Source organism: Acinetobacter sp. 22301 (genome assembly GCF_052045285.1).
Lineage (GTDB): Bacteria > Pseudomonadota > Gammaproteobacteria > Pseudomonadales > Moraxellaceae > Acinetobacter > Acinetobacter pittii.
This window is the reverse complement of sequence record NZ_JBQEOR010000007.1, coordinates 77,823-104,150: the sequence shown is the minus strand read 5'-3', so window position 1 is coordinate 104,150 and position 26,328 is coordinate 77,823. Positions and strand designations below refer to the sequence as shown.

The window sequence follows — 26,328 nt, the reverse complement described above, 5'->3', positions numbered from 1 at the left end:
AAAACCTAGCTCTCGCTAGGTTTCCGATAGGCTACTTTTTATTAGTTAAAGAATAGACTTTCGTGATATTCAGCCATCGCTTTTAGTTCAGTGCGATTTAAGCTAGGGATCAGTTTATCGATCGCAATATGAACTGCTTTTGTTACAGCTGCCGCACCAATATCAGCTGCTTTACGCTTAATCATGCCAAGGTCTAATGTCTTATTAAAATCAGACATAAAATGTTTAACCATAGCATCTCCAAACTGTTTATACAGTTCAGCCAATGCAGCTTTATTGATATCGTTACCCGCCTTAAGCTCAGTGAAGTTATGCTGAAGATTAGTGACTAAACTAGGATCTAGAGTTACACCTACTTTATATTGACCTTGTGGATCTTTAAATAAGCTTTTTTCAGAGAACTCTACTGACTGTTTAACAACATCGTTTGGCGCTTTGCTTAACAATTGTTTTAAAAGAACAGCGACTGTTGATTTGACATAGCCTGCTAGTTTTTCGGCAGTATCGCGCTTTTCACTTGCAGGGAAGTGCTGAACTAACTGAATTAAGACATTATCAATAATCTCTTCATTAAGTTGTAAAGCAATCTTATCGCGAAGTGGATATAAAGGCTCACTAGAATTTTTGTTCGCAATTCCAGTTTGTATATCGTTCAATAAGCCTTCAGAAGGGGTAAAACCAAAAAACGGCATGGTGTATCCTCAAATTATTCGTTTTATTGTCGTGCCAATCGAATCGGTTTTGGCATCCATGAAAGATCCGATACTCGGCAAGGGTTAATATCAAGTCCGCCGCGACGAGTATAAGTTGCATAAACCATCAGCTTCTCAGGCTGCAAATTTTGCCAAATATCAGCAAAAATCTGCTCGACACACTGTTCGTGAAAGCCGTTATGCTGACGGTACGAGATAATATAAGCTAAAACACTACGATAACAAGGTTTTTTGCCCTTAAAACGGATAAAAACTGTACCCCAATCCGGTTGTCCCGTGACTGGGCAGTTACTTCTTAAAAGATGAGAATACAGTTCAATTTCGACTTCTTCATCAGACGCATCTCGTTTTAAAAGAGTCGCATCTGGATGTTGCTCTAAACGCTCTGGATCTAGGTCATCAATACAAATGCCTTGAGGCTTAGAAATCTCTAAATCATCTACTTGAAATAAGGTTAACTCAACTTTTGTACCTGCCGCAGCAGATAGATCCTTTTCAACCGTTTCAATAAACGACTGTTTAGAGTCAAACTGAGTGAAGTTAAGGCTATTGAAGTAAAGTTTTAATGACTTTGATTCAATCAAATTTGGTGAAGAAGCTGGCAGTGTAATTCTGCCAATAGCAACTTGCGGGATAGCATGAGCGTTTAACCATGAAATTTCAAAAACATGCCACCAATCTTTACCTTGCGTAATACCTTCAATATGCGAGTAAGCTTCACGAGACTGAGCACGAGCAATTGGAAATAAAACATCAGGTTGATAGTTAGTTGGATATTGAGTTTCTTTACCCAATAAAGACTGTTCGACACTCATTCACGCATTCCTGAACCACGAGCAAGTAAATAGTAGGCAATTCCGTAAAGTACAGCACAGCATAATGTCACAATGATTAAAGAGAACGTAACGTTCACGTCACTATGACCTAAAATGCCGAAACGGAAAGCGTTAACCATATACACAATAGGATTAATTAAAGAAAGTTTTTGCCAAAAAGGGCCAAGTGCGCTAATGGCATAGAACACACCACCTAAATAGGTTAAAGGTGTAAGGACAAAAGTTGGAATAATAGAAATATCATCAAATGATTTTGCATAGACTGCATTAATGAAGCCGCCTAAGGAAAATAAAACAGATGTAATTAAGACTGTATATATAGTCACAAACCAGTTATGTATAAAAAGGTCTGTAAAGAACATGCTCATTGTTGTCACAATTGCTCCGACCAATACACCACGGCAAATACCACCAATGACATAGCCCCACAAAATAATATGTAGTGGCACAGGACTCATAATCAGTTCTTCAATGCTCTTTTGGAATTTCACACTAAAGAAACTTGAAGATACGTTAGCATAACTGTTGGTAATAACCGCCATCATGATGAGGCCGGGTACGATAAACTGCATGTAGCTCACGCCGCCCATTTGTCCAATGCGCGAACCAACCAAATTACCAAAAATGACAAAGTACAAACTCATCGTGATCGCAGGTGGTAACAAGGTTTGCGGCCAAATACGTAGAAATCGGCGTACTTCTTTACGAACTAGAGTCCAGAGGGCAATTTGCAGTTGGCTAAAATTCATTTTGCCTCTCCTTCAAGATTTTTCTCGACCATTTTGACGAATAGCTCTTCTAGACGGTTCGATTTGTTTCGCATACTACGAACACGAATACCTTGTGATTCTAAAAGCTGGAATAAGTCATTTAATGTATGGGCCTTATCCATTGTCACTTCTAAAGTGCTGCTATCAATTAAGTTGAACTTCACACCAATAATATTTAACTGGAGTGGGGCAATGGGTTCTGCCAAATCGAAAATAAAAGACTCTTCACTCAGCTGGTTTAAGAAACTTTTCATGCTGGTGTCTTCTTTAATGACACCGCGGTCAATGATAGCAATTTGACGACATAACATTTCTGCTTCTTCGAGATAATGTGTAGTCAAAATAATAGAAGTACCACTTTCGTTCATTTCGGTTAGAAAATCCCACATAGAGCGGCGTAATTCAATATCAACACCCGCAGTAGGCTCATCTAAAATAAGAAGTTTAGGCTCATGCATCATAGCACGTGCAATCATGAGTCGGCGCTTCATACCACCTGATAGCATACGTGCTTGTATATTGCGTTTTTCCCAGAGGCCTAGCTTTTCTAAATAATGTTCGGCACGTTTTTCTGCAATCTTTTTATGAATGCCGTAATAGCCAGCTTGGGTGACTAAAATATCGAACGCTTTTTCAAACTGTCCAAAGTTAAATTCTTGAGGGACAACGCCAAGTTGTTGTTTTGCCAAGGATGGATGAGTGTCGAGATTGTGTCCAAAAATCTCAACTGTTCCTTCGGTTTTTTTCGTGAGGGAACTGATAATACCAATGGTTGTTGATTTGCCGGCACCATTTGGGCCTAACAACGCATAAAATTCACCTTCAGGCACAGTGAGGTTAATACCTTTTAACGCCTGAAAACCATTACGATATGTTTTGGACAAATCTCTTAAAACCAAAGCATCAGTCATGAAATTCTCACATTATGAAAGAGGGGTATATTTTGAGCGATAATGATTAATAAACCAAGTAAAATAGTCGGAATTTTATAAAATTGAGATAAATTTATGAAGTTATTATATATAAACTGGTGCGCCCGGCGGGGATCGAACCCACGACCCCAGGCTTCGGAAACCTGTACTCTATCCAACTGAGCTACGAGCGCACATGTGTGGGCCACATCATAGGAAAAAAACACCAATAGGTAAAGCACGAAATAGGTAACAAGTGAGTTTAATGCTTAATTAAACAGCAGCTTGTTGTTTTTTTAGTTGCGTTGTTGAATAAGTTGAATTGAATAATTAATAGAATGAAGCGTATGTGCTAGCTCATTAGGCGGAATACGCGACTCCTGTAAGCTGGTAATCCATTGCATTTGGCACATTTTAAGCTCTTGAAGCGTTTTTATTTGCTCTATTTTCTGAATAAGTGGTTTTGCCATAAGCCCACAATATTGACTCAAGCTTTGCTTCATCAACTGTTGTATCTCTTCAAAAGAGAGCTGTTGAACTGGAATTGATGGTTGGGTAATTTCAGTAGGTGAAAGTTGAAAAGATGATGATTGAGTAACCTGAATTTCTCCAACTATATCGCCACTTTTATTATCATCAATAGTATTTTTTTGATGAGCTTCTATTGGAGTTATGGATGATTGTGGGAAAGATATTTGTTCATTTAATTCTGAATAATTTTCGCCAGAAGGAGCAATGAGTTTTAAGTCGATAAGCTGTTGAATAAGCTCTGGAGATGCAATACGTTTTTTAAATTCGCTATTTAAATTTTGAAAATCCTCGTGATCTATTAATAGTAGTAAACGTCTTTGTTTTGCATTTAAAGTAATGTTGCGTTGTTGAAGCGCGACTCTTCCTAAATTAGTTCGATAAAAACCAGCCATCATTTTTCCCCAAATAAAAAATAAATCAGACTGTCCAATTTTCTTGGTTGAACAGTACTGTTTTTAATAAAATATAAATGGGGTTAACGATAAAACTCAAAAATGACAATATAATGAAGAATTGATGAATATCATCTATTTAAGACTTTAAAATGCGCCTTCTAACGCTTTACGTAAATAGATGTCAAGTTCATCTTGACGTAATAACCATTGAATATAGTCTTTAGGAAGTTCAGCAATTGCTGTGCCTTTATGCTTACCAAAATTAATAGTCGTAGGGATACGTGCTTCTTCAGAAACTCGGTAAAGCTCTTCAATGTCTTGAATATTTAAATGATAGACAATATGCATCAAAATATTAGCAGTCAAAATAATATCCGCATCGGCTCGGTGCGCGCCTTTGAGCAATTCTCGCGCTTTACCGCTGCCTTGAGAAATCATATAGATGAGTGCAGAAATATTATGCGCTTCTGCTTCAGGCCAAGTTTTACGCGCTAAAGCTAGTGTACAAATCGGTTTGATATTCGATACATCCACACCACAACGAGCAATCGCTGCAATATCGTAATCAATATTGTGACCAATAATATAAGTTGTAGTCTCTGGCAATTTAAAAGTTTTATAGTGGGGCTGGTTTTCTAAATCTGACTCTAATATATGGTGAACTGCCATAGCCGCGTAAGAAATAGGGGTACCGACTTGATAGAGCTGATCAAACAATTTGCTCTTATCTAAAGTCAATTTGCCTTCATTAATTTCAATTGGGGCATACGCAATTTCAATAGGCAAACCATTTAGTGTATGTGTTTCTGTATCTAAAATAATGGTTTGCATAACTGGCCCTTTAATCAATCACGAGTAATCAAGAATGTTAACAGTTGGCTACCCACTTTAAAACATGAAGTGAGGCCTGAGAGTAGCTAGAACGTTAATTTATATTAAAAATAAAGTTTTCAGAGATTAATTTCATCCAATAGAACTTGCGGAAAATAAAGATTAGGCGTAAATATTTTAAGACATTAGGAAATGTTGATTAAAAAACTAAAGCAAAACAAAAATGGAATTTAAGGGAAGATATACCAATGAAAATGAACCTATTAATGACGAGCGTTCTTAGCACGAGTTTATTTTTAGTCGCTTGTGGAGGAGGTAGTGATGATGGCTCAGCTCCTACTACTCCATCTGGGACTCCAACCAATAATATTCAAAATCCAGTGGTTAAGGTCGAGGCTTACACAAGCACCAACTTAGGATCAGTTGCCGCAGAAAGTAGTATTTTGACTTATAAAATGTTGGGTCAAAGTGGCCAAGAAGTGCAGGCAACCAGTTTGGTATTTACACCAAACACTCCACCACCAGTAGGCGGTTGGCCAATTGTAGTCTGGGCGCATGGTACTACGGGTGTGGCAGATGCTTGCGCACCAAGTAAAGCAGCTTTAGCAGATAGTACAAAAGATTTAATTAGTAAATTATTAGCAGCTGGTTATGTTGTGGTCGCACCTGACTATGAGGGTTTAGGTACACCAGGCATACATCCTTTTTTAAATGTTAAAAGTGAGGCTTTTTCAATTACAGATGCGGTGGTTGCAACACGCAATTATTTATTACAGCGTAACTTATTAACTTCAAAAAAATGGTTAACAGTAGGACATTCTCAGGGTGGGCATGCTGCATTAGGTGCTGCACAATATGCGAGCCGTGCACAACTAGACTATAAAGGTACAGTAGCGGTAGCACCAGCTTCTAATTTAGGCTTTATTCTAGTGGCGGGAGAGCAATCTGTTGCTAATGCAACTCTAGATAAAAAAATATCAATGTATGCTCAACTTGATACTTATACAGCTTTAGTTAGTGCGGGTATCCGCAACACACAACCCACTTTTGATTATCCACAAGTCTTTACTTCGCAAATCTCTGGTATTGCAGCGCAAGCAGAAACAATTTGTTCCGGACCATTGGGCCAAGCTTTTGGCGCAGGTATGACTAAGTATGCTACAGATCACAATGGAACATTGGATGGATATACACGTACACAACCTAACTTTATGGCTGTGCCGCTAGTTAAAACATTTTTAGATAAAGATTCGCAGCCCTTACAAGTAAAAGTCACGACACCGATTATTATTTATCAGGGGGTAGCTGATACAACTGTTCCGAAAGTAGCTACTGATATTTTGATATCTAATGCCACTGTCGTAGGTACTAAAATTAATAGCTATGTGACGGGTAACTGGGATCATGGCACGGTGATGAGCAGTAATGTAGATAATATTGTTGGAAATGTTCAGTCTTTACTGGCTGCTCAATAGAGTTATTGATATTTAAAGACTTTTTAATATTGTTGTAAGCTAAGATTAACGATGGATAAATTTAAAATATAAGCTTTAAACGAGCTTTTTATTTGATTTATAAACAATGGCTCATTTTTTATAAAACTTGAGCCATTTTTATTTAAAACTGAGCTAACTTCATTCTGTTTAATTATAAAGTTCATGCTACAATATGCCGCAATCTTAGCACGGCTTAAAAGCCCTAATTTATAGGACCCCCGCTAATGTTTGCCAATATTTCCATTTCTGAATTTGATCCAGAATTAGCTCAAGCAATTGCTTCTGAAGGTGAGCGTCAAGAAGCACATATCGAGTTAATTGCATCTGAAAACTATTGCTCTCCTGCTGTGATGGAAGCACAAGGATCAAAACTTACGAACAAATATGCAGAAGGTTATCCAGGCAAACGCTATTATGGCGGTTGCGAGTATGTGGATATCATCGAGCAAATGGCGATTGATCGTGCTAAAGAACTTTTTGGTGCAGATTACGCAAACGTTCAACCACACGCTGGTTCACAAGCTAACTCTGCTGTTTATTTAGCGCTTCTTAACCCAGGCGATACAGTTTTGGGTATGAGCTTGGCTCACGGTGGTCACTTGACTCACGGTGCAAAAGTAAGCTTCTCTGGTAAAACTTATAATGCAGTTCAATACGGTCTAAACGCTGAAACTGGCGAGATCGATTACGAAGAAGTTGAACGTTTAGCGTTAGAGCACAAGCCACGTATGATCGTTGCTGGTTTCTCTGCTTATAGCCGTGTTGTAGATTGGCAACGTTTCCGTGACATCGCGGACAAAGTTGGCGCTTACCTTTTTGTTGATATGGCTCACGTTGCAGGTCTTGTTGCTGCTGGTGTATATCCAAACCCAGTTCAAATTGCTGACGTAACAACGACGACGACTCACAAAACACTTCGTGGTCCACGTTCTGGTTTAATCCTTGCGAAAGCGAATGAAGAAATCGAGAAAAAACTTCAATCAGCTGTATTCCCTGGTAACCAAGGTGGTCCATTAATGCATGCGATTGCTGCTAAAGCAATCTGCTTCAAAGAAGCTATGTCTGATGACTTCAAAGCTTACCAACAACAAGTTGTGAAAAATGCTCAAGCTATGGCTGAAGTATTCATCGCTCGTGGTTATGATGTTGTTTCTGGCGGTACAGACAATCACTTGTTCTTGTTATCTTTAATCAAGCAAGATGTAACTGGTAAAGATGCAGATGCTTGGTTAGGTGCTGCTCACATTACTGTGAACAAAAACTCAGTTCCAAATGACCCACGTTCTCCATTCGTGACTTCTGGTATCCGTATCGGTACTCCAGCGGTAACAACTCGTGGTTTCGGTGAAGCTGAAGTTCGTGAACTTGCTGGTTGGATCGCTGACGTGATTGACAGCAAAGGTGACGAAAAAGTTATTGCTGACGTAAAAGCGAAAGTTGAAACTGTTTGTGCAAAATTCCCTGTATACGCACAATAAGTTGTAAATATAAAAAAAGCGCCGTATGGCGCTTTTTTTATCAAGTTAATTAGATAAGAATTAACTTTTAGATTTTACCGATGACTCGGCATTATGCCAGCCACCACCTAATGCACGGATTAAATTTACACTAGCCATCATTCTAGTGCCGTTAAGCTGTGCAGAAAGTTGTTCTTGTTGCAAAATAGTCCGATCTGAGTCAATCACATCAAGATAACTGATAGCACCTTCTCGATAACGTAAATGAGACAGTTGATTTGCATGACGAGAAGAGGAGAGTGCTTGATTTTGAGCTTGAATTTGCTGATCAAGTATTCTTTGATCTGATAAACCATTTTCAACTTCGCGAAATGCATTCAACACAGTTTGGCGATAGTTTGCCACGCTTTCTTCATAGGCAGCTCGTGCTTGAGCAACTCCAGCCTTACGTTGTCCACCGTCAAATAATGGCAAAGATAAAATAGTACCTGCCACTGGACCAAGTAAGAATGTACGGCTCGACCATTTACCCAACTCACCTAAACTTGATGATTCATAACCGAGTGCACCTGTTAGGTCCAGTTTTGGGAAGAAAGCAGCACGTGCAATTCCAATACGCGCATTATCTGCTGCCATAGCACGCTCGGCAGCCGCAATGTCAGGTCGTCTTTCCAGTAAAGCCGAAGGTAAACCTGCTGGAAGACGAATGCTGTTTGCAGTTAAAGGTTGAACTGCCAAGCTAAACTCAGCAGGTGTTTTGCCTAACAATACTGCAAGTGCATGTTCTGCATTGGCTCGGTTACGAGCAATGTTCAGTGCATTGGTCTGGGCGGTAGCCAGTTCAGTCTGTGCGCGAGAAACATCTAATTCACTGATTAAACCATTTCTAAAACGTGTTTGAACTAAGTCTCTTGTCTCACCAAGCAGTTTAATAGTGCGATTATAAATTGCTTGTTCAGCATCAAGCTGACGAATGAGAAAGTAGCCTTGGGCAACATCTGCTTGTAAGGCTAAAAGTGCCGACTGGTATAAAGCTTCTTGTTGCTGTACATCAGCTGTTGCTGCATTGACACTACTGGCAATACGGCCAAATAAATCGAGCTCATATGAAACATTGGCTTGAGCACGCCATAAGGTTTGTGCAGACGTATGAGCATTGTCATCTAGACCCAATGAAGCTGGAGATGGTTTTTGACGAGTCGGTCCAAAGCCAGCACCAATACTTGGCAAGCGTTCAGCTTGTGCTGCTGAACGTAACGCACGTGAAGCTTGAATATTAGCCGCTGCCGCTTTAAGGCTCTGGTTTCCAGAAATGGCTTGTTGTTCGAGCTCATTTAATTGAGCATCATTAAAAACACGCCACCATTCACCTCGAACCTGCTGATCGGCAGGTTGAGCAATTTTCCAGTTATTGTCTTCAAGTTTAGGGTCAGACTCTTTAAATTTGACGGGAACTATGACCTTTGCAGGTTGATATTCCGGTGCCAAAGAGCAGCCTGCAAGCAGCAGGCTTCCCATGAGTGAGGACAATAATAAGCTTTGTTTTGATGTAGCCATTAAATGTCCTCCTTAATGATCATGTGGGGTAGATAAAGGTGCTTCATGAACTGCTGCCGAATGCAATTTATGTTTGCTGTTCAGTGTACGAATTAGGACATAAAAGGCAGGGGTCAGGAACAAACCAAACAGCGTTACACCGATCATGCCGAAGAACACTGCAATACCCATCGCATGACGCATTTCAGAACCTGCACCTGTTGAGGTAACCAGTGGTACGACACCCATAATGAATGCAATAGAAGTCATTAAAATTGGGCGTAAACGTAGACGACTTGCTTCAACAGCTGCTTTAAAGGCAGTTGCACCTTGCATTTCAAGTTCTCGTGCAAACTCAACAATTAAGATGGCATTTTTACAAGCCAGCCCGACTAGTACCATCAGACCAATTTGGGTAAAGATGTTGTTATCTCCACCTGTCAGCCAAACACCTGTCAGAGCCGCCAAGATTCCCATCGGTACAATTAAAATTACAGCTAAAGGCAAAGTCAGACTTTCATATTGAGCAGCTAAAACCAAGAACACCAGTAATACGCTAATTGGGAATACCCAGAGTCCTGCATTACCAGCCAAGATTTTTTGGTAAGTTAAATCTGTCCATTCAAACTTGATACCACGAGGTAGAGTTTGTGCAGCAATACGTTCAACCGCAGCTTCAGCTTGGCTAGATGAATAACCTGGGGCAGGGCCACCGTTAATATCTGCTGAGGTATAGCCGTTATAACGAACGACCATTTCAGGACCATAGGTTTGAGTTACATTTACCAATGAAGATAACGGCACCATTTGTCCGGCACTGTTTCGGGTTTTAAGCTGCAAAATATCTTCAGGATTTGCGCGGAAAGGAGCATCGGCTTGCGCACGAACCTGATAAACACGTCCAAAGCGGTTAAAGTCGTTAACGTATTGAGAACCTAAATAAATTTGCATGGTGTTGAAAACATCTGTTACAGCAACACCTTGTTGCTTGGCTTTCACACGGTCCAGATCTACATTTAGTTGAGGTACATTAATTTGATAACTTGAGAACATTGGACCCAGTTCAGGGGCTGATTGTGCTGCTTTCATAAAGTTTTGGGCAGCATCATTTAAGGCTGAATAGCCTAATGCACCTCGGTCTTCGAGTTGGAGTTTAAAGCCGCCCATGGTGCCTAAGCCCATCACGGGTGGTGGTGGGAAAACCGCAATATAGGCATCTTGAATAGCTGAATATTTCTGGTTGAGAGCACCAGCAATTGCATTGGCAGATAAGTCTTTAGCCTTACGTTCATCGAATGGCTTTAAGGTCACAAAGACAATACCGGCGCTTGAGCTATTGGTAAATCCGTTAATTGATAGACCAGGAAAGGCAACAGCACTTTCTACACCAGGCTGTTTAAGTGCAGTGTCACTCATTTTACGAATCACCGCTTCAGTACGATCTAATGAAGCGCCGTTTGGTAATTGAGCAAAGCTAATCAAATATTGTTTGTCTTGGGCAGGTACGAAGCCACCCGGAACAATATAAGAAATCCCAACGGTTAAGCCTAAAAGTGCTGCATAGACACCCATTGCTGATGCTTTATGGGAGATAACACGACTTACGCCTTTACCATAGTTGTCTGACGCACGTGTAAATACGCGGTTAAACAGTGCAAAGAAACGTCCAAATACACGATTCATTATGCGTGTTAATGCATCAGGTTTAGCATCATGTCCTTTTAGTAACATGGCAGCCAAAGCAGGAGATAGGGTAAGGGAGTTAAATGCCGAAATGACCGTTGAAATGGCGATCGTCATGGCAAATTGTTTATAAAATTGCCCCGTTAAGCCTGTCATAAAGGCAAGAGGTACGAACACGGCAACGAGCGTTAAAGCAATCGCAATAATTGGTCCACTCACTTCTCGCATGGCGCGATAAGTTGCGTCTCTTGGGCTTAAGCCTGCTTCAATATTCCTCTCGACATTTTCGACGACCACAATGGCGTCATCGACCACAATGCCGATGGCAAGTACCATCCCGAACAGTGATAGCGCATTGATTGAGTAACCAAAAGCGAGCATGAGCGCAAATGTACCAATAATTGAAACTGGTACAGCAAGCAATGGAATGATTGAGGCACGCCATGTTTGTAAGAATAAAATAACAACCACAACAACCAGTGCAATCGCTTCAAGTAAAGTATGAACAACCGCTTTAATACTGGCACGTACGAATTGAGTCGGGTCATAAACAATGTCGTATTTAATTGAAGATGGGAAATCTTTTGAAAGCTCCTTCATCGTACTGCGCACTTGATCGGAAACTTGTAAAGCATTAGCACCTGGTGCTTGGAAAATTGGAATTGCGACTGCTTGTTTGTTGTCGAGTAATGAACGCAAGCCATATTGAGAGGCTGCAAGTTCAACACGAGCAAGATCACCCAATCGGGTGACCGCACCATCTGGTGCAGTTTTTAAAATGATATCTGCGAATTCTTGTTCAGTCGTTAAGCGGCCTTGAGCATTGACTGAAAGCTGTAAAGGTGAATTACTTGGTGATGCACCGATTGTACCCGCTGCAACCTGAATATTTTGTTCACGGATTGCATTCACAATTTCGGTCGCGGTGAGGTTACGCTGTGCTACTTTTTGCGGGTCGAGCCATACGCGCATCGCGTAGTCACCAGAACCAAATAATCCGACTTCACCAACTCCTTGTAAACGCGCTAAACGGTCTTTCACGTTGAGTACCGCATAGTTACGTAAGTAGGTCATGTCATAGCGACTATCTGGTGAGGTCAGATGCACTACCATGGTTAAAGTTGGTGAGCTTTTTAAAGTAGTGACACCTAAACGCTGTACGTCTTCCGGTAAACGAGGCATGGCCTGAGACACACGGTTTTGAACCAGTTGTTGCGCTTTGTCTGGGTCGATACCAAGCTTAAAGTTCACTGTAATGGTTAAATTACCGTCGCTGTTTGCTTGAGATTGCATATACAACATGTCTTCAACGCCATTGATTGATTCTTCAAGCGGAGAGGCAACGGTTTCAGCAATCACTTTAGGGTTTGCACCCGGATATTGAGCACGTACCACCACAGATGGCGGAACAACTTCTGGATATTCAGAAATCGGTAACTGGAATACCGAAAGCAGACCGGCGAGTAAAATCAGTACTGATAACACACCAGCAAATATCGGCCGATCAATAAAAAATTTAGAAATATTCATATGTGATTAACCTTTTGCCGGAGTTGATGTTTTATCTGTTGGCTGAGGTTGAGGAGTAGTACTGCTAGCAGTGATTTGCGCATTTGGCATAGGAACGAGGTGTGGGGTCACAGGGTCACCCGGGCGAATTCGCTGTAAACCGTTCACCACAATACGATCACCCGCTTGTAGTCCGCTATTCACGATTTGCAAACCATCTTGTTGTGCACCGAGTTTTACTTCACGGTAGGCCGTCTGATTTTTAGCATCAACTACTACGACAAAGCGTTTATCTTGATCGACCCCAACTGCGGTTGGGCTAATCAGAATTGCTGAACGAGGTTGACCACCGCCTAAACGGATTCGTGCATACAGGCCCGGTAATAAAACTCCGTTTGGATTATCAAAAGTCGCACGAACACGAATCGTACCTGAGGTTGCATCTAGGTTATTATCAATTGAGTTGATGGTACCTTCACGAGAGAAACCAGTTTCGTTGGCAAGTCCCATATAAACAGGAACTTGTGCAGAATTACGCTGGTTACTGATGTATTTCAGATAAGTTTGTTCATCAACATCGAAAGATGCATAAAGGCGAGATACAGATACTAAACTTGTTAAAACCTGTGCGCCGTTACCTGCAGAAACTACATTGCCGACGGTGACTTCAGCACGGGAAATTCGACCGCTAACTGGTGCTGAAATACGGGTGTACTCTAGATTTAAGCGGGCAGATTGAACTGCTGCTCTAGCGGCTTGTAGGTTGGCACTGGCTGAGCGTGCATCATTTTGAGCTAAATCTAGCTCTTGACGTGAGACAGCATTACTTTGAATTAAACGTTGAATACGAGAAAGGTTAGAACTCGTATAAGTGACTTGTGCTTCAGCTGAAGCGAGTTGAGCTTGGGCACGATTCAGTTCTGCCTCGAAAGGACGCGGGTCAATTGTAAAAAGTAAGTCGCCTTTTTTTACGAGACTTCCATCTTTGAAGTGAACTGCAATAAGTTTGCCGGAAACTTGAGGCCGAATATCGACTTGATCAATTGCTTCTAAACGACCGGAGTATTCTTGCCAATCGGTAATGGTTTTACTGATGACATTAGAAATATCAACAGTTGCAGCTTGTTGGGCTGTGGTCGGTGCAGCTTTTGCATCGGCATTTTCATGTAAAAACATAAAACTGCCTCCTGTTGCTACAAGGGCAACAAAGATGGCAGACAGTGCGAACTGTTTGCGGGAAAATGACATGAGGTGCTCCTAGTTATTTGGATACCTGTTTTCAGACTTTTAGTTTTGGTCCGTATGGGAGAAACAGGGTTTATGGGATGGACGGAGCATAAAAGTTTGTCAATCACGAATAAATATATTAAATTCGATAACACTATTCGTATTTTTATAACAATTGATGTGTTTGATTAAAAAATGCATTGATTGATAGGAGTGTGCGTGTGGATCTATTTCATGCGATGAAAGTATTTAACAAAGTTGTCGAAACAAATAGTTTCAGTTTAGCTGCTGACAGTTTAGGCCTACCGCGTGCTTCTGTGACGACAACCATTCAGGCTTTAGAGAGACATTTACAAGTTCGATTGCTTAACCGAACAACCCGCAAACTTAGTTTGACACCGGATGGTGCAGTTTATTATGAGCGTACTTCGCGAATTTTAGCTGATGTGGAAGATATAGAATCAACTTTCCATGATTCGGAACGTGGGCCACGAGGACGACTGCGTATTGATGTTAAAGCTTCAATCGGGCGGCTGATTCTGATTCCAATGCTTTGTGATTTTCATGCCAAGTATCCTGATATTGATTTGGTGATTGGAATGAGTGATCGTCCGGTCGATTTAGTTCAAGATGCAGTGGACTGTGTCATTCGTATTGGTCAACTGAAAGATTCAAGTTTAGTTGCGCGCCGTATCGGAACAATTCAATGTGTGACGGTTGCTGCACCACGTTATTTGATAGAGCATGGCGAACCCAAAACTATTGAGGATCTACAAAAACATCAGGTCGTGCATTACTTTAACAGCCGTACAGGACGCAATATCGACTGGGATTTCATGGTGAATGGTGAGATTCATAGCGTTGGTGTGAAAGGGCGTGTTTCTGTCAACGATGGTGATTCATATATTGATTTGGCAGTGCAAGGTTTTGGCTTAATTCAATGCCCATATTACATGGTAGCAAAACATTTGGAATCTGGTGCACTTAGGGAAGTATTGACTGAATGGTTACCTGCACCTATGCCAATATCAGTCGTTTATCTACAAAATCGTCATTTATCGCCTAAAGTTCGAGTCTTCGTAGATTGGGTGGCTGAATTATTTGCAGGTTGTCCATTGTTGAGTGGTTGTTCAATGTCATTGGATCAAAAATGTGAATTTGCCAGTGCTAAAGAACATAACCATGAATATACCATTCGGACATTGGTTGAAAATGAAAATATGGCAGAAGCTTACACACTCAAAAACTAACTTAAAATTTGAGTGATTTTTCAACATTTAAACAGTTAATACAATCCATTGTTCAGACACCTTCATAAATCCTTAATTTACTGGTATAGAAATTGCAATTCTTTCGGCAGAAGAGTAATTTAGAAATTGCTCAAGTTTTTATCACCTTATTAGAATTTTAAGGAGAAGCTTCAAGATGGCAAGCTTTATGAAAAAAATGTTCGTTTCAACAACTTTAGTTTTGGCTGCTGTTGCGACGAATGTTCAAGCAAAGGATTGGAAGGTGATTCGTTTTGGTACTGAGTCGTCTTATGCGCCGTTTGAATATAAAACACCAGATGGCAAGTTAACTGGTTTTGATGTTGATTTGGGTAATGCAATTTGTGCAAAACTCAAAGCCAAATGTGTTTGGGTTGAAAACTCTTTTGATGGGATGATTCCAGCACTTAAAGCGAAAAAATTTGATGGCATTCTTTCATCAATGACAGTCACTGATGAACGTGCAAAACAAATTGCATTTAGTAGCAAAATCTACAATACACCAACCCGTATGGTTGCAAAAAAAGGCTCGCCGTTATTGCCTACCGCTGCCTCTTTGAAAGGTAAACGTGTCGGTGTACAGCAGGGCACAATTCAAGAAACTTATGCTAAAACCTATTGGGCGCCAAAAGGTGTAACGGTTGTACCTTATCCAGTCCAAGATTTGATTTATCAAGACATGATGTCAGGTCGCTTGGATGCAACTTTACAAGATGCAATTATGGTTGATGGCGCTTTCTTAAAACAACCAAAAGGCAAAAACTTCAGTTTTGCTGGTGGCAATGTGGTTGATGCAAAAACACTAGGTGTAGGTGCAGCGATCGGTTTACGCAAAGAAGATGCGGATTTAAAAGCCAATATTAATAAAGCACTCGCTGCAATCATTGCAGATGGTACATACAAAAAACTCGAGAAAAAATATTTCTCCTTTAGCATTTACTAATGATGTGAAAAATGTCGGCTTTAAGCCGACATTTTTAGATCTATTCTCATCTCATCAATATTAGATATTGTTTTTAAGGAGAAGATGAGTCATGTTTTTTTCTGGCTTTGGGCCACTCCTGCTCAGCGGGACATGGATGACCATACAGCTTGCGTTGTTATCACTTTTACTTTCTGTGATTATTGGCTTAATTGGTGCGAGCTCAAAACTCTCTAGTATTAAAATTTTACGTTATATAGCAACCGCTTACACTACGCTCATTCGAAGTGTACCTGACTTGGTGATTATGCTGCTGTTATTTTATAGCTTGCAGTTGGGTCTCAACCAAATTACTGAAGCACTGCAAATGGACCAAATTGATATCAACCCATTTGTGGCGGGTGTGATTACTTTAGCGTTCATTTATGGTGCATATTTTACCGAGACCTTTCGTGGTGCATTTCAATCGGTTCCTAAAGGCCAAATTGAAGCAGCAATGGCCTATGGAATGACTCCGTGGCAGGTTTTTCACCGTGTATTATTCCCTCAAATGATGCGTTTCGCTTTGCCTGGTATTGGTAATAACTGGCAAGTTTTGATTAAGGCGACCGCACTAGTTTCTATTATTGGCCTGACTGACATTGTAAAAATTACGCAAGATGCAGGTAGAAGTACCATGCAACTGTTCTTTTTTAGCATCGTGGCTGCTGCCATTTATTTAGCGATTACCACCGTGTCGAATCTGATTTTAATGTGGCTTGAACGTCGTTATTCTGCTGGTGTAAGGAAGGGACAATTATGATTGAAATCCTTCAACAATATTGGCAGGCATACCTTTGGACCGATGGTTTGCAAATGACTGGCGTAGCGATGACGACTTGGTTATTGGTGCTTTCTATTGGCATTGGTTTTGTGCTTGCTGTGCCTTTATCACTTGCACGAGTATCAGAAAATATCTGGTTGCGTGGCCCAGTTTGGTTATATACCTATGTTTTTCGTGGCACACCACTTTATATCCAACTGCTGATTATTTATTCAGGTATTTATAGCTTTGATTATGTCCATGAACACCAGACACTTGATGCTTTTTTTAGAGAGGGCATAAATTGCACCATTTTGGCATTCGCGCTCAATACTGGTGCATATACAACTGAAATCTTCGCTGGGGCGATTCGTTCTATTCCCCATGGAGAGATTGAGGCTGCACAAGCTTTCGGTATGTCAAAATGGAAACGGTACACTCGCATTATTATTCCATCGATGTTACGACGTGCTCTGCCATTTTACGGCAATGAAGTGATTTTAATGTTGCATGCGACAACCATTGCATTTACAGCAACAGTTCCTGATATTTTAAAAATTGCGCGTGATGTGAATGCGGCAACCTATGACACTTTCAATGCTTTTGGAATTGCCGCGGTGTTGTATGCAATGCTGGCTTTTATTTTGATTGGGCTATTTCGTAAGCTTGAAAAACGTTGGTTGGCATTTTTAAAGCCATCGAATCATTAGGAGACATAAATGGAACAAGTTGCAAAACTAGTGATTCGCGATTTACATAAGAAATTCGGCGATCATGAAGTGCTTAAAGGGATATCACTTGATGCAAATGCCGGTGATGTGATTAGTATTATTGGTTCATCGGGTTCAGGTAAAAGTACCTTACTCCGCTGCATTAACTTTTTGGAACAACCGAGCAATGGCACCATTAAGCTCAATGGTGAAAAACTACGCACAGTCTTTGATAAAAAAGGCAATTTAAAAGTAGTTGAACCAAAGCAACTACAAAAAATGCGTACGCAGCTCATGATGGTATTTCAGCATTTTAATTTGTGGTCACACATGACAGTGCTAGAAAATGTCATTGAAGGGCCCATTCACGTACTTGGGGTAAAACGTGCTGAAGCTGAAGAGCGTGCACGCAAATATCTACGCAAAGTTGGATTACCTGAAACTGTTGAAAGTAAATATCCGGCATTTTTATCTGGTGGTCAGCAGCAACGTGTAGCGATTGCTCGTGCTTTGGCTATGGAACCAGAAGTTATGTTGTTCGATGAACCAACCAGCGCGCTTGATCCAGAGTTGGTGGGTGAAGTACTAAAAGTAATGCAGGGCTTGGCTGAAGAAGGACGTACTATGATTGTGGTGACACATGAAATGGGCTTCGCACGTCATGTATCTAATCAAGTGATTTTCTTGCATCAAGGGAAAATTGAGGAACAGGGCTATCCTGATGAAGTACTCAATAACCCGAAAAGTGAGCGTCTAAAACAATTTTTGACGGGCAGTTTGAAATAAGCTGTTCATACCGAGTAAGATGAAATTTTTTATAAAAAGAGTTTCATCGTACTCGGTTTATTTTTATTTATATTTTATAAATGGGTATTTTTAGAAAACACATTAATAATGATAATACCTGCAATCATTAAAGTAAGACCAATACAGGCCGCCAAGTCTAAATGCTGTTTGTAAAATATCCAGCCAATTGCAGAAATTAAAATAATACCCGCACCCGACCAAATGGCATATGCAATCCCGATCGGAATTGTTTTTAGCGTCAGGGATAATAAATAAAAAGCAATTGCATAGCCCACAACAGTAACGATGGACGGAATGGGAACAGTAAAACCTTGAGATGCTTTTAAAGCTGAAGTTGCAATGACTTCACAAGCAATCGCAATTGCTAAATAAAGATAAGACATGGGGAGCTGCGCCAGAATGATTTTTGATCAATCTACATGAAATGTTGAAATGGTTTGGCAGTTTTAACGATTGTTTAATTTTTTTGGTACAAAATGACCATTAAATCAAACTGAACTGATAAATTGATTTTATCACTAGCAAAGTGTTCTCAGCTATTTTATTCATTTATTTAATCATTGAGCTGCATAGTCATAAAAAGAGGATCAGCAACTTTAGCCTGATCCTCGATAGTCTTTTTAAGAAATAGATTCGCCGAGTAAATTTAACCCTTTAAATTTCTCTAGCAGTTGCTCTTTATTCTCAATATGCGCAGGGTCTGGTTTTATGCAATCCATAGGGCAAACTGCCTTACACGTAGGCGCATCATAAAAGCCTACACATTCGGTACAACGAAGTGGATCAATTTCATAAACTTTGTTGCCTTCAAAAATAGCTGTATTGGGGCATTCCGGTAAGCACATATCACAATTGATGCAGTCACTTGTAATCAAAAGTGCCATGTTTAACTCGCTGAATAAGCTAATGTTGAGGCAGTAATGTTTTCCTTGGCATGCGGCAAATTGCGTATGAGTAGGGCATAACTAACATCAACATCTTGTGAAAGTGGAATCTCAACAAAATGCCCCGAACCTTTAGCATCGGTAATTGGGTTACCTTTTAAATCGCGCATTTCGGTTAAAGTAAAGGTGATATTACCTTGAGGCGTCATCAGCTCAAGTGAGTCGCCCACCACAAAACGGTTTTTAACTTCAATGCGAATATAATCGCCGTGACGTTCTAAAACCTCTCCACAAAATTGTTGGTAGTCGAAATGCGATGAACCATCAGCATAGTTTTGATATTCGCTATGCACATGACGTCTCAAAAAGCCTTCGGTATAACCACGGTTTGCCAAACCTTCGAGTTGGTTCATTAAGCTTGGGTCAAATGGTTTGCCTGCTAAAGCATCATCAATAGCTTTTCGATAAATTTGGGCGGTACGGGCACAGTAAAAATAGGATTTAGTACGGCCTTCAATTTTCAGTGAGGCAATGCCCATTTTGGTTAAACGATCTACATGCTGTACCGCACGTAAATCTTTAGAGTTCATAAAATAGGTGCCGTGTTCATCTTCTTCAGCCGCAAACATTTCTTCATCATTGCGTTGTACCAGCAGCATTTGAGCCGAGGTTGTTTCTAATTGTGCTGATGAACAGCAAGACTTTTCTGATGTATTTAGCTGAGTGACTGGAATCACATCTCCATTTGCATCTTCTTGGGTTTCATGCAGTTTATAGTCCCAACGGCAAGCATTGGTACAAGCACCTTGATTGGCATCACGCTTGTTCATATATCCGGAAAGTAGGCAGCGGCCTGAGTAGGCCATGCATAGAGCACCATGTACAAAAACTTCAAGTTCAATATCGGGTACGTGTTGCTGGATTTCTTCTATTTCTTCTAAAGATAACTCACGCGATAAAATCACACGGCTTAGACCGTAATCTTTCCAAAACTTAACAGTGGCCCAATTAATAGCGTTGGCTTGAACTGATAGATGAATTTGCACATCAGGAAAATGCTCTCTCACCATCATGATTAAGCCTGGATCAGACATAATGAGTGCATCGGGTTGCATAGCTACAATTGGTTCAAGATCACGAATAAAGTTTTTTAATTTGCTGTTATGTGGCTGAATATTCACTACAACATAAAACTTTTTACCCAAAGCATGGGCTTCATCAATTCCGATTTTTAAGTTGTCATGATCAAAAGCATTATTACGCACACGTAAACTGTAACGTGGTTGTCCTGCATATACGGCATCTGCACCATAGGCAAATGCATAGCGCATGTTTTTAAGTGAACCTGCGGGAGAGAGAAGCTCAGTTTTCATAAAATAAAAGGCATAAAAAATATATGGTTTTATTTTATTAACTCCGCATTTGGGATTCAACCTACTGAATTAGTAGGGATTTGATCACTATCTTTTTGTACAGGTAGCATATTTTTTGCTAGCTCTCCTAAGCGCATCAAAGCATTTAACATTTTGGGATTTAACTCAAAACAAGCTGCTATACGTAAACAATGACTAAAACGTTTATCAGCTGAACACAAAATTCCGGGCATACATAAGATTTTTTCGTCCATTGCTTGGTGAAACAGTTCTAGGGTATCAATTGATTCGGGTAGTTCTAACCATAAAATAAACCCCGCTTGTGGACGACTGACTCGAGTACCGACTGGAAAATAACGGCAAATATAAGATTTGATGGTGTCAATTTGTTGTTGATAGCGTTTTTTGAGTTGACGTAAATGCAGGTCATAACCACCATTTTCTAAGAAAAGGCCTAACGTTTCTGTGAGTAAAGCTGGCTCGGCAACAGTGGTTGTAAATTTAAGCTGCTGCACAATATTGCGGAAACGTCCAGCTTCTAGCCAACCAATTCGATAGTCGGGCGCCACAGTTTTGGTATAGCTGCTACACACCAAAACCCATCCATTTTGGTCAAACGCTTTGATGTTGGGCAAGAGAGGCTCGGTGAGTTGCAATTCGGCATACATCGCATCTTCAATAACAGGAACTTGAAACTGATTAGCTAACTCTGCCAAGCGACGACGGTTACTTTCAGGCATGCTAAAACCGAGAGGATTGTGTCCTGTTGGAATGGTTAAAATGGCTTGTACACTTTGAGATTTTAAGAGTTCTTCAAGTGCATCAAGGCACATACCTGTATGTGGCGAGGTCGGTACTTCTACAATTTTTCGACCTAAATTATGAAGGAGTGGGTACAGGTTGTGAAATGTAGGAATCTCAAGCGCTACACTGTCACCTGCTTGGGTGGTTGCCATAATCGCGAGACTTAAAGCCTCCATAGTGCCATGAGTGAGCACAATATCATCTGCTGAAAGAAACATACCTAACTGTAAGCTTCGCCTAGCAATTTGAGTACGTAAACGTATAGAACCGGGCGGCAAGGTATAGCTTTTAAAAATATCTGGCTGTGTCCGTAAAACTTGAGCAGTTAAGCGTTTTAAGCGTTCAATTGGATAAAAATTTTCCCCAGAAGGGCAAGCTAGGGCCAAATTGACATAGTCGGGGTCCATTTGTTTTTTAACAATTTGTGCGAGAAAACAGCTAATTCCTGAAAGAGATACTTTTTCTTCACTGACATAACGCTCTTCGAGTTCTAGTAAGTTTGAAGGTGCATGACAAACGTAGTAACCAGACTGTGGACGAACTGAAATTAAACCTTGATCTTCAAGCTGGCGATAAGCTTCTTTTACAGTGTTAATACTGACCTGATAATGCTGGGCACAATCTCGAATTGATGGCAACCGAGAACCCACAGGTTGCCTGCCATTTTGAATTTGAAGGGTGAGGTCATCACTCACTTTTTTATATTTGTACATGTCAATTCATTAAAAAGCCAAAGCAATGGATACACTTTATAGTGATCTTTTAATTATCTCAAATATTGTTAGTTTTATAGATTTATCCATTTAATTTGAATCTATTTTTAACAACTGTGTCTATTATTTTTAATATTAACTGATACTGTGACCATTAAAAATAAATCAGTAAGATCAAGAAATGGTAAGGACTTAATAGCCATAATTTTTTAATTACAAAATCAGTAGGAGCGGGTCTATGTCTGTTGTTGCATTTAAACAAGTTGATGTTTTTACTTCACAAGCATTTAAAGGAAATCCTGTTGCGGTCATTATGGACGCCAGCACCTTAACGTCTGAGCAGATGCAAGCCATTGCGAACTGGACCAATCTTTCTGAAACCACATTTGTACTCCCTGCGACCGATTCACAAGCTGATTATCAGGTTCGAATTTTTACTCCACAAAGTGAATTGCCGTTTGCAGGCCATCCTACAATTGGTACTGCCTATGCTTTACTTGAGACTGGTCTAATTAAAGCGAAAGAAGGTAAGCTGGTACAGCAGTGCGGTGCTGGTTTGGTGACTCTGACCGTGAGTGAATCAAGTCATATTTCATTTGAACTACCTAAGCCTAAAATTACTCCACTAGATGCAATGCATACTGAGAAATTAGCAGAAATTTTAAAATGTGAAATTAATACTCAATGGAACGCTGCATTGGTAGATGTAGGGGCGCGCTGGATTGTATTGCAAGCTGTTAATGCTGACGCTGTTCCAGATAGCCAACCAGACTTTGCCGCTTTAAAAGAACATGACTTAGAAATGAAAGTTACGGGTGCGACAATTTTTGGTTTTCATGAAAATAATGATGAACAAAAACACATAGAAGTTCGTTCATTTGCTCCTTCATGTGGAATAAATGAAGATCCTGTTTGTGGTAGTGGTAATGGTAGCGTAGCTTCATTTATTCGTTATTATGGGATTCTTCCCGCACAAAATGATGTCGTACTTTCTTCACAAGGTGGGGCGGTAGGTCGAGACGGACAACTTCAACTTGAATTGTATCAAGATAAAATTTTAGTGGGTGGAACCGCTGTCACCTGTATCGATGGCACAATTAAATTGTAAAACAGACATAAAAAACCGAGGACTTTGCCTCGGTTTTTTTATGTCTAGAAAAAATTATTTTTCTACAAACGCACGTTCAATGACGTAGTCGCCCATTTCACCCATACGAGGTGATTCAACTAAACCGTGTTGGTCAAGTAATGCAGCAACGTCTTTTAAGAATGCAGGGCTACCGCAAAGCATTGCACGGTCAGTTTCACGGTTGAAGCGTGGTAAACCGATTTTTTCAAATAAAGCGCCAGTTTCAATTGCAGTTGTTACACGGCCTTGAGTGTGGAAAGGTTCACGAGTAACAGTAGGGTAGTAAACAAGCTTGTCTTTAATACCTAACTCTTCAAAGAATTCGTGGTTTGGTAATTCGTTTAAGATAAGGTCTTGATAAGCTAATTCAGAAATATAGCGTGTACCATGAACAACGATTACTTTTTCAAAGCGTTCGTAAGTTTCTGGATCACGAATAATTGATAAGAATGGAGCAAGACCAGTACCAGAAGATAAAAGGTATAAGTTTTTACCTGGTAAAAGGTCATCATGAACCAAAGTACCTGTTGGTTTTTTAGAAACTAAGATTTCATCACCAACTTGTACTTTTTGCAAAATCGAAGTTAAAGGACCGTCTTGTACTTTAATTGAGAAGAATTCTAACTCTTCTTCATAGTTTGCACTTGCAATCGAATACGCACGCATTAACGGTTTGCCATTCACTTCAAGTCCGATCATTACGAACTGACCATTTTTAAAACGTAAGCTGGTATCGCGTGTAGTTTTAAAACTGAAAAGAGTGTCATTCCAGTGGTGAACATGAGTAATGCGTTCAACGTTAAAAGCAGCCATTAAAGGTCTCGATCACGATTAAAAGAAAACAGATTGCTATTCTAATCTAATTTCATTCCCGATAAACTGAATATATTTAATTGTGTTTATAAGAAAAAGTGATGATCAATTCTGTCACCTTCCCCATCATTGGCCACATGTGCTCTCCCTATCGTGAAAAATTTGGTATTCCACGCCAGCCTAATTTGGTCAATATTGAGTCTTATATTGACATGGTAGAACCATATAACGACTTGTTAGCATTTGAGGGAATTGAGCAATTTAGTCATCTCTGGTTAGTTTGGCAGTTTCATGACAATAAAAATCAAGGCAGTTCAGATAAGTTCCGTCCGCAGGTTCGTCCGCCACGTTTAGGTGGTAATGAAAAAATTGGAGTATTTGCTACACGAAGTATGTATAGACCTTCTCCAATCGGGCTTTCAGTCGTAAAACTTAATAAAGTGGAAAAAGTGGGGAAGTCTGTGCGTGTCTATGTCACAGGAAGTGATTTATTAAATGGCACCCCAATTTTAGATATCAAACCTTATATTCAATATTCTGATGCAATTGCGGAGGCTCAAAGTGGTTATGCACATGCAGAACCTGAACGAAAGGCAGTCATGTGGACTGAAGCTGCATTAACAGCGCAAAAATATTTTCTGCAAAATAAAGAAATAGATTCGCAATACATTGATGAGCTTGAGCAAGTGTTAGCTTTAGATCCTCGGCCTGCCTATCAACAAGACCCTGAAAGAATCTATAAAATGAAATTTTCAGACTTTGATATTCATTTTAAGGTCGATCAATTTGTAGTTACCGTCATTGATGTGGTGAAGACTTCTGCGCTTGCATAATAGATATTTTAAAACCAATGGATGTTGAGCCAAAGTAAAGTAATAAAAATAGCCATATGAATGAGCTGGGCGGGAACGAAAGCAAGAGCATAGCGTAGTCCGCCCGAAATTGCAGAGTTCACACTTTTAGCAAGAGCGTGAACTGCAAAACCTCCTAAAAAGGCAATTAATAAAGGTGTCATATGTGCGCTATCAGGTTCACCTTGCACAATGACCGCCGCTATAGCTGCATGTATTTCAAATAATGAAGCAAGTAAAGTCCCCGCGATTAATCCCGCATCGCCTAAAGATAGACTTAAACCATAAACACCTGCCTGAATGAGGGTGAGTGTGCCTGCAATAATAATGGCTTCTTTTAAGCTGAACATTCTTGAGTCCAGCTCGGGTGAAGCTGTACTAGGCTCGGCTTTACGTAATAAAATAAAGGCCCATACTGCTAATACTACTAAGGCAATAAGTGTAGGAAATATAATCAGCTTGAACCAAGCAAAGCTAATACCGATCACAATAATTAAGGTTTGAATCAGTGTTGAAACGCAAGACATCAATGCAGCACCTGCATTTGTTGTTGCATTGGCTTTGCCAGAGCGTACTTCTAAACCTAAACTGGCAATAGTTGCTGTACTAGAAACAAATCCAGAAGCTAAAGAAGAAAGCAATAAAGCATTTTTAGATGACAAAAGTCGCTTTGCTATATGAGCGAGGGCTTGCACAAATAAGATTAAAGTCAGTAATTTTAAAATCACATGTGGATTTAAAACTGGTCCCCAAAAAGGCTTATTAGGTACTAAAGGCAGAGCAATTAATAGTAAGGCAAGTAGAAAAATACCATCACGTAATTCCGATTCAGTAATCCACTGACTGGCAATACCATGCATAGACTGCTTAGCTATTAAGATAGTTGTCATGATCACAGCTAGGCCGGCAGCGAGCGAAATATTCCAAATACAAAGTGCCCCAATGAAATAAGTCATAATAAAGGCGAGTTCGGTGGTCACGCCCGGGTCATTGGGTTGATTTTTGAGGGAAACAATACTAATGGCACCAATGAGTAAGGCACCTACAATTCCAATTTCAATGCCAAATAAAAAACAGACCGCTCCTAATAATGCACTAATGGCAAAAGATCGAAATCCCGCAAAGGTTTTATATTCATGTTTAAGCTTACTTCGTTCTCGTTCTAAACCAATTAATAAGCCACAACCAAGCGCCGCAGCAATGACTGTAATGAATTCTTCAAATGATGCTGTTTGTAATGACATTGTCATTGGAAGCTCCATATTACTTCCTCTTTGCTTATTGTTATATGTAGATTTGAATCATTTTAAAATCATGTATTCATGTTCAGTTTATGCTTTTTATTATAGTGAGCATA

25 protein-coding genes and 1 tRNA gene are annotated in these 26,328 nt (G+C 40.1%); 9 read left to right on the top strand and 17 right to left on the bottom strand.

Translation table 11 applies throughout. The annotated features are described in order from the left end of the window. Positions 1-41 precede the first annotated feature (41 nt). The 7 genes from ACTJJH_RS12240 to ACTJJH_RS12210 form a co-directional block, all read right to left on the bottom strand. On the bottom strand, positions 42-692 hold the full coding sequence (locus ACTJJH_RS12240) for a hypothetical protein (protein WP_002118229.1): 651 nt from the start codon (positions 690-692) through the stop codon (positions 42-44). Between the two features lie 23 nt (positions 693-715). After that, positions 716-1,528 carry an NADPH-dependent 7-cyano-7-deazaguanine reductase QueF gene (gene queF, locus ACTJJH_RS12235; RefSeq protein ID WP_005068224.1) on the bottom strand — a complete coding sequence of 271 codons (813 nt, stop codon included), beginning with the start codon at positions 1,526-1,528 and terminating at the stop codon, positions 716-718. Then, positions 1,525-2,298, bottom strand: a complete 774-nt coding sequence (locus ACTJJH_RS12230) for an ABC transporter permease (protein ID WP_002118099.1) — start codon at positions 2,296-2,298, stop codon at positions 1,525-1,527. Before ACTJJH_RS12230 ends, queF begins: the two co-directional genes overlap by 4 nt. Next, positions 2,295-3,230, bottom strand: coding sequence for an ABC transporter ATP-binding protein (locus ACTJJH_RS12225; protein WP_002118101.1), 936 nt, complete (start codon positions 3,228-3,230; stop codon positions 2,295-2,297). The genes ACTJJH_RS12230 and ACTJJH_RS12225 overlap by 4 nt, the downstream gene beginning before the upstream one ends. A gap of 117 nt (positions 3,231-3,347) precedes the next feature. Further along, positions 3,348-3,424 (bottom strand) — tRNA-Arg (locus ACTJJH_RS12220). A gap of 102 nt (positions 3,425-3,526) precedes the next feature. Further along, positions 3,527-4,156: a hypothetical protein gene (locus ACTJJH_RS12215; protein ID WP_440601183.1), complete on the bottom strand. Its 630-nt coding sequence runs from the start codon at positions 4,154-4,156 to the stop codon at positions 3,527-3,529. A 144-nt stretch (positions 4,157-4,300) separates the two neighbouring features. Then, entirely contained in the window at positions 4,301-4,987 is a 687-nt protein-coding gene (locus ACTJJH_RS12210; RefSeq protein WP_032004601.1) for a putative quorum-sensing-regulated virulence factor, read from the bottom strand. A 248-nt stretch (positions 4,988-5,235) separates the two neighbouring features. On the opposite strand from ACTJJH_RS12210, the gene ACTJJH_RS12205 reads away from it, so the two are divergent. Continuing rightward, the gene (locus ACTJJH_RS12205; RefSeq protein WP_440601182.1) at positions 5,236-6,462 is read left to right on the top strand and encodes an alpha/beta hydrolase; all 1,227 of its coding nucleotides are present in this window, start codon (positions 5,236-5,238) and stop codon (positions 6,460-6,462) included. Between the two features lie 23 nt (positions 6,463-6,485). On the opposite strand, the gene ACTJJH_RS12200 is transcribed toward ACTJJH_RS12205, so the two are convergent. Next, positions 6,486-6,647, bottom strand: a complete 162-nt coding sequence (locus tag ACTJJH_RS12200; protein ID WP_410561591.1) for a hypothetical protein — start codon at positions 6,645-6,647, stop codon at positions 6,486-6,488. Between the two features lie 60 nt (positions 6,648-6,707). On the opposite strand from ACTJJH_RS12200, the gene glyA reads away from it, so the two are divergent. Beyond that, positions 6,708-7,961, top strand: a complete 1,254-nt coding sequence (gene glyA / locus ACTJJH_RS12195; RefSeq protein ID WP_002118126.1) for a serine hydroxymethyltransferase — start codon at positions 6,708-6,710, stop codon at positions 7,959-7,961. 60 nt (positions 7,962-8,021) lie between these two features. Here glyA and ACTJJH_RS12190 read toward each other — a convergent pair whose 3' ends face one another. Genes ACTJJH_RS12190 through adeF form a run of 3 tightly spaced genes read right to left on the bottom strand, consistent with a single transcriptional unit; the run spans position 8,022 to position 13,916 of the window. Then, positions 8,022-9,497: an efflux transporter outer membrane subunit gene (locus tag ACTJJH_RS12190; RefSeq protein WP_032035687.1), complete on the bottom strand. Its 1,476-nt coding sequence runs from the start codon at positions 9,495-9,497 to the stop codon at positions 8,022-8,024. A 12-nt stretch (positions 9,498-9,509) separates the two neighbouring features. Then, positions 9,510-12,689, bottom strand: coding sequence for a multidrug efflux RND transporter permease subunit AdeG (adeG, locus tag ACTJJH_RS12185; RefSeq protein ID WP_440601181.1), 3,180 nt, complete (start codon positions 12,687-12,689; stop codon positions 9,510-9,512). A 6-nt stretch (positions 12,690-12,695) separates the two neighbouring features. Further along, entirely contained in the window at positions 12,696-13,916 is a 1,221-nt protein-coding gene (gene adeF / locus ACTJJH_RS12180) for a multidrug efflux RND transporter periplasmic adaptor subunit AdeF (protein ID WP_440601180.1), read from the bottom strand. Positions 13,917-14,116: 200 nt separating this feature from the next. Between adeF and ACTJJH_RS12175 the strand changes: the two genes are divergently transcribed. The 5 genes from ACTJJH_RS12175 (at position 14,117) to ACTJJH_RS12155 (ending at position 18,383) form a co-directional block, all read left to right on the top strand. Next, positions 14,117-15,145 (top strand): LysR family transcriptional regulator, encoded by a 1,029-nt coding sequence (locus ACTJJH_RS12175; protein ID WP_440601179.1) that lies wholly within the window; start codon positions 14,117-14,119, stop codon positions 15,143-15,145. A 175-nt stretch (positions 15,146-15,320) separates the two neighbouring features. Next, positions 15,321-16,106, top strand: coding sequence for an ABC transporter substrate-binding protein (locus ACTJJH_RS12170; RefSeq protein WP_014207231.1), 786 nt, complete (start codon positions 15,321-15,323; stop codon positions 16,104-16,106). A gap of 91 nt (positions 16,107-16,197) precedes the next feature. After that, positions 16,198-16,887 carry an ABC transporter permease gene (locus ACTJJH_RS12165; RefSeq protein ID WP_005073444.1) on the top strand — a complete coding sequence of 230 codons (690 nt, stop codon included), beginning with the start codon at positions 16,198-16,200 and terminating at the stop codon, positions 16,885-16,887. After that, positions 16,884-17,597, top strand: coding sequence for an ABC transporter permease (locus ACTJJH_RS12160; protein ID WP_032035675.1), 714 nt, complete (start codon positions 16,884-16,886; stop codon positions 17,595-17,597). Before ACTJJH_RS12165 ends, ACTJJH_RS12160 begins: the two co-directional genes overlap by 4 nt. Before the next feature lie 9 nt (positions 17,598-17,606). Then, positions 17,607-18,383: an ABC transporter ATP-binding protein gene (locus ACTJJH_RS12155; RefSeq protein WP_440601178.1), complete on the top strand. Its 777-nt coding sequence runs from the start codon at positions 17,607-17,609 to the stop codon at positions 18,381-18,383. 74 nt (positions 18,384-18,457) lie between these two features. Here ACTJJH_RS12155 and abeS read toward each other — a convergent pair whose 3' ends face one another. The 4 genes from abeS to ACTJJH_RS12135 form a co-directional block, all read right to left on the bottom strand. Beyond that, positions 18,458-18,787: a multidrug efflux SMR transporter AbeS gene (abeS, locus tag ACTJJH_RS12150; RefSeq protein ID WP_004700493.1), complete on the bottom strand. Its 330-nt coding sequence runs from the start codon at positions 18,785-18,787 to the stop codon at positions 18,458-18,460. Positions 18,788-19,024: 237 nt separating this feature from the next. Continuing rightward, positions 19,025-19,288 carry a YfhL family 4Fe-4S dicluster ferredoxin gene (locus ACTJJH_RS12145; protein ID WP_032035670.1) on the bottom strand — a complete coding sequence of 88 codons (264 nt, stop codon included), beginning with the start codon at positions 19,286-19,288 and terminating at the stop codon, positions 19,025-19,027. A 2-nt stretch (positions 19,289-19,290) separates the two neighbouring features. Beyond that, entirely contained in the window at positions 19,291-20,661 is a 1,371-nt protein-coding gene (gene trhP / locus ACTJJH_RS12140) for a prephenate-dependent tRNA uridine(34) hydroxylase TrhP (protein ID WP_440601177.1), read from the bottom strand. A gap of 56 nt (positions 20,662-20,717) precedes the next feature. After that, on the bottom strand, positions 20,718-22,184 hold the full coding sequence (locus ACTJJH_RS12135) for a PLP-dependent aminotransferase family protein (RefSeq protein WP_440601213.1): 1,467 nt from the start codon (positions 22,182-22,184) through the stop codon (positions 20,718-20,720). Positions 22,185-22,416: 232 nt separating this feature from the next. On the opposite strand from ACTJJH_RS12135, the gene ACTJJH_RS12130 reads away from it, so the two are divergent. Further along, positions 22,417-23,286, top strand: a complete 870-nt coding sequence (locus ACTJJH_RS12130; RefSeq protein ID WP_440601176.1) for a PhzF family phenazine biosynthesis protein — start codon at positions 22,417-22,419, stop codon at positions 23,284-23,286. Between the two features lie 54 nt (positions 23,287-23,340). Here the strand turns inward: ACTJJH_RS12130 and ACTJJH_RS12125 are convergent, their stop codons facing one another. Beyond that, a complete protein-coding gene (locus tag ACTJJH_RS12125; protein WP_002118187.1) occupies positions 23,341-24,120 on the bottom strand; it encodes a ferredoxin--NADP reductase in 780 nt (259 codons plus the stop codon). A 101-nt stretch (positions 24,121-24,221) separates the two neighbouring features. Here ACTJJH_RS12125 and tsaA point away from each other — a divergent pair, with 101 nt between their 5' ends. After that, the gene (gene tsaA / locus ACTJJH_RS12120) at positions 24,222-24,953 is read left to right on the top strand and encodes a tRNA (N6-threonylcarbamoyladenosine(37)-N6)-methyltransferase TrmO (RefSeq protein ID WP_440601175.1); all 732 of its coding nucleotides are present in this window, start codon (positions 24,222-24,224) and stop codon (positions 24,951-24,953) included. Positions 24,954-24,961: 8 nt separating this feature from the next. Here tsaA and ACTJJH_RS12115 read toward each other — a convergent pair whose 3' ends face one another. Next, positions 24,962-26,233, bottom strand: a complete 1,272-nt coding sequence (locus tag ACTJJH_RS12115) for an MgtC/SapB family protein (protein WP_017398590.1) — start codon at positions 26,231-26,233, stop codon at positions 24,962-24,964. Between the last annotated feature and the right edge of the window lie 95 nt (positions 26,234-26,328).

What these genes read in the sequence shown, in the direction of transcription:
- ACTJJH_RS12215 (WP_440601183.1), bottom strand. Translation starts at nt 4,156, where the DNA reads ATGATGGCTGGTTTTTATCGAACTAATTTAGGAAGAGTCGCGCTTCAA.
- ACTJJH_RS12170 (WP_014207231.1), top strand. Translation starts at nt 15,321, where the DNA reads ATGGCAAGCTTTATGAAAAAAATGTTCGTTTCAACAACTTTAGTTTTG.
- ACTJJH_RS12225 (WP_002118101.1), bottom strand. Translation starts at nt 3,230, where the DNA reads ATGACTGATGCTTTGGTTTTAAGAGATTTGTCCAAAACATATCGTAAT.
- ACTJJH_RS12155 (WP_440601178.1), top strand. Translation starts at nt 17,607, where the DNA reads ATGGAACAAGTTGCAAAACTAGTGATTCGCGATTTACATAAGAAATTC.
- ACTJJH_RS12200 (WP_410561591.1), bottom strand. Translation starts at nt 6,647, where the DNA reads ATGAACTTTATAATTAAACAGAATGAAGTTAGCTCAGTTTTAAATAAA.
- ACTJJH_RS12210 (WP_032004601.1), bottom strand. Translation starts at nt 4,987, where the DNA reads ATGCAAACCATTATTTTAGATACAGAAACACATACACTAAATGGTTTG.
- ACTJJH_RS12160 (WP_032035675.1), top strand. Translation starts at nt 16,884, where the DNA reads ATGATTGAAATCCTTCAACAATATTGGCAGGCATACCTTTGGACCGAT.
- trhP (WP_440601177.1), bottom strand. Translation starts at nt 20,661, where the DNA reads ATGAAAACTGAGCTTCTCTCTCCCGCAGGTTCACTTAAAAACATGCGC.
- adeG (WP_440601181.1), bottom strand. Translation starts at nt 12,689, where the DNA reads ATGAATATTTCTAAATTTTTTATTGATCGGCCGATATTTGCTGGTGTG.
- ACTJJH_RS12190 (WP_032035687.1), bottom strand. Translation starts at nt 9,497, where the DNA reads ATGGCTACATCAAAACAAAGCTTATTATTGTCCTCACTCATGGGAAGC.
- abeS (WP_004700493.1), bottom strand. Translation starts at nt 18,787, where the DNA reads ATGTCTTATCTTTATTTAGCAATTGCGATTGCTTGTGAAGTCATTGCA.
- ACTJJH_RS12230 (WP_002118099.1), bottom strand. Translation starts at nt 2,298, where the DNA reads ATGAATTTTAGCCAACTGCAAATTGCCCTCTGGACTCTAGTTCGTAAA.
- ACTJJH_RS12115 (WP_017398590.1), bottom strand. Translation starts at nt 26,233, where the DNA reads ATGGAGCTTCCAATGACAATGTCATTACAAACAGCATCATTTGAAGAA.
- ACTJJH_RS12145 (WP_032035670.1), bottom strand. Translation starts at nt 19,288, where the DNA reads ATGGCACTTTTGATTACAAGTGACTGCATCAATTGTGATATGTGCTTA.
- ACTJJH_RS12165 (WP_005073444.1), top strand. Translation starts at nt 16,198, where the DNA reads ATGTTTTTTTCTGGCTTTGGGCCACTCCTGCTCAGCGGGACATGGATG.
- ACTJJH_RS12240 (WP_002118229.1), bottom strand. Translation starts at nt 692, where the DNA reads ATGCCGTTTTTTGGTTTTACCCCTTCTGAAGGCTTATTGAACGATATA.
- adeF (WP_440601180.1), bottom strand. Translation starts at nt 13,916, where the DNA reads ATGTCATTTTCCCGCAAACAGTTCGCACTGTCTGCCATCTTTGTTGCC.
- ACTJJH_RS12205 (WP_440601182.1), top strand. Translation starts at nt 5,236, where the DNA reads ATGAAAATGAACCTATTAATGACGAGCGTTCTTAGCACGAGTTTATTT.
- tsaA (WP_440601175.1), top strand. Translation starts at nt 24,222, where the DNA reads ATGATCAATTCTGTCACCTTCCCCATCATTGGCCACATGTGCTCTCCC.
- ACTJJH_RS12125 (WP_002118187.1), bottom strand. Translation starts at nt 24,120, where the DNA reads ATGGCTGCTTTTAACGTTGAACGCATTACTCATGTTCACCACTGGAAT.
- ACTJJH_RS12130 (WP_440601176.1), top strand. Translation starts at nt 22,417, where the DNA reads ATGTCTGTTGTTGCATTTAAACAAGTTGATGTTTTTACTTCACAAGCA.
- queF (WP_005068224.1), bottom strand. Translation starts at nt 1,528, where the DNA reads ATGAGTGTCGAACAGTCTTTATTGGGTAAAGAAACTCAATATCCAACT.
- glyA (WP_002118126.1), top strand. Translation starts at nt 6,708, where the DNA reads ATGTTTGCCAATATTTCCATTTCTGAATTTGATCCAGAATTAGCTCAA.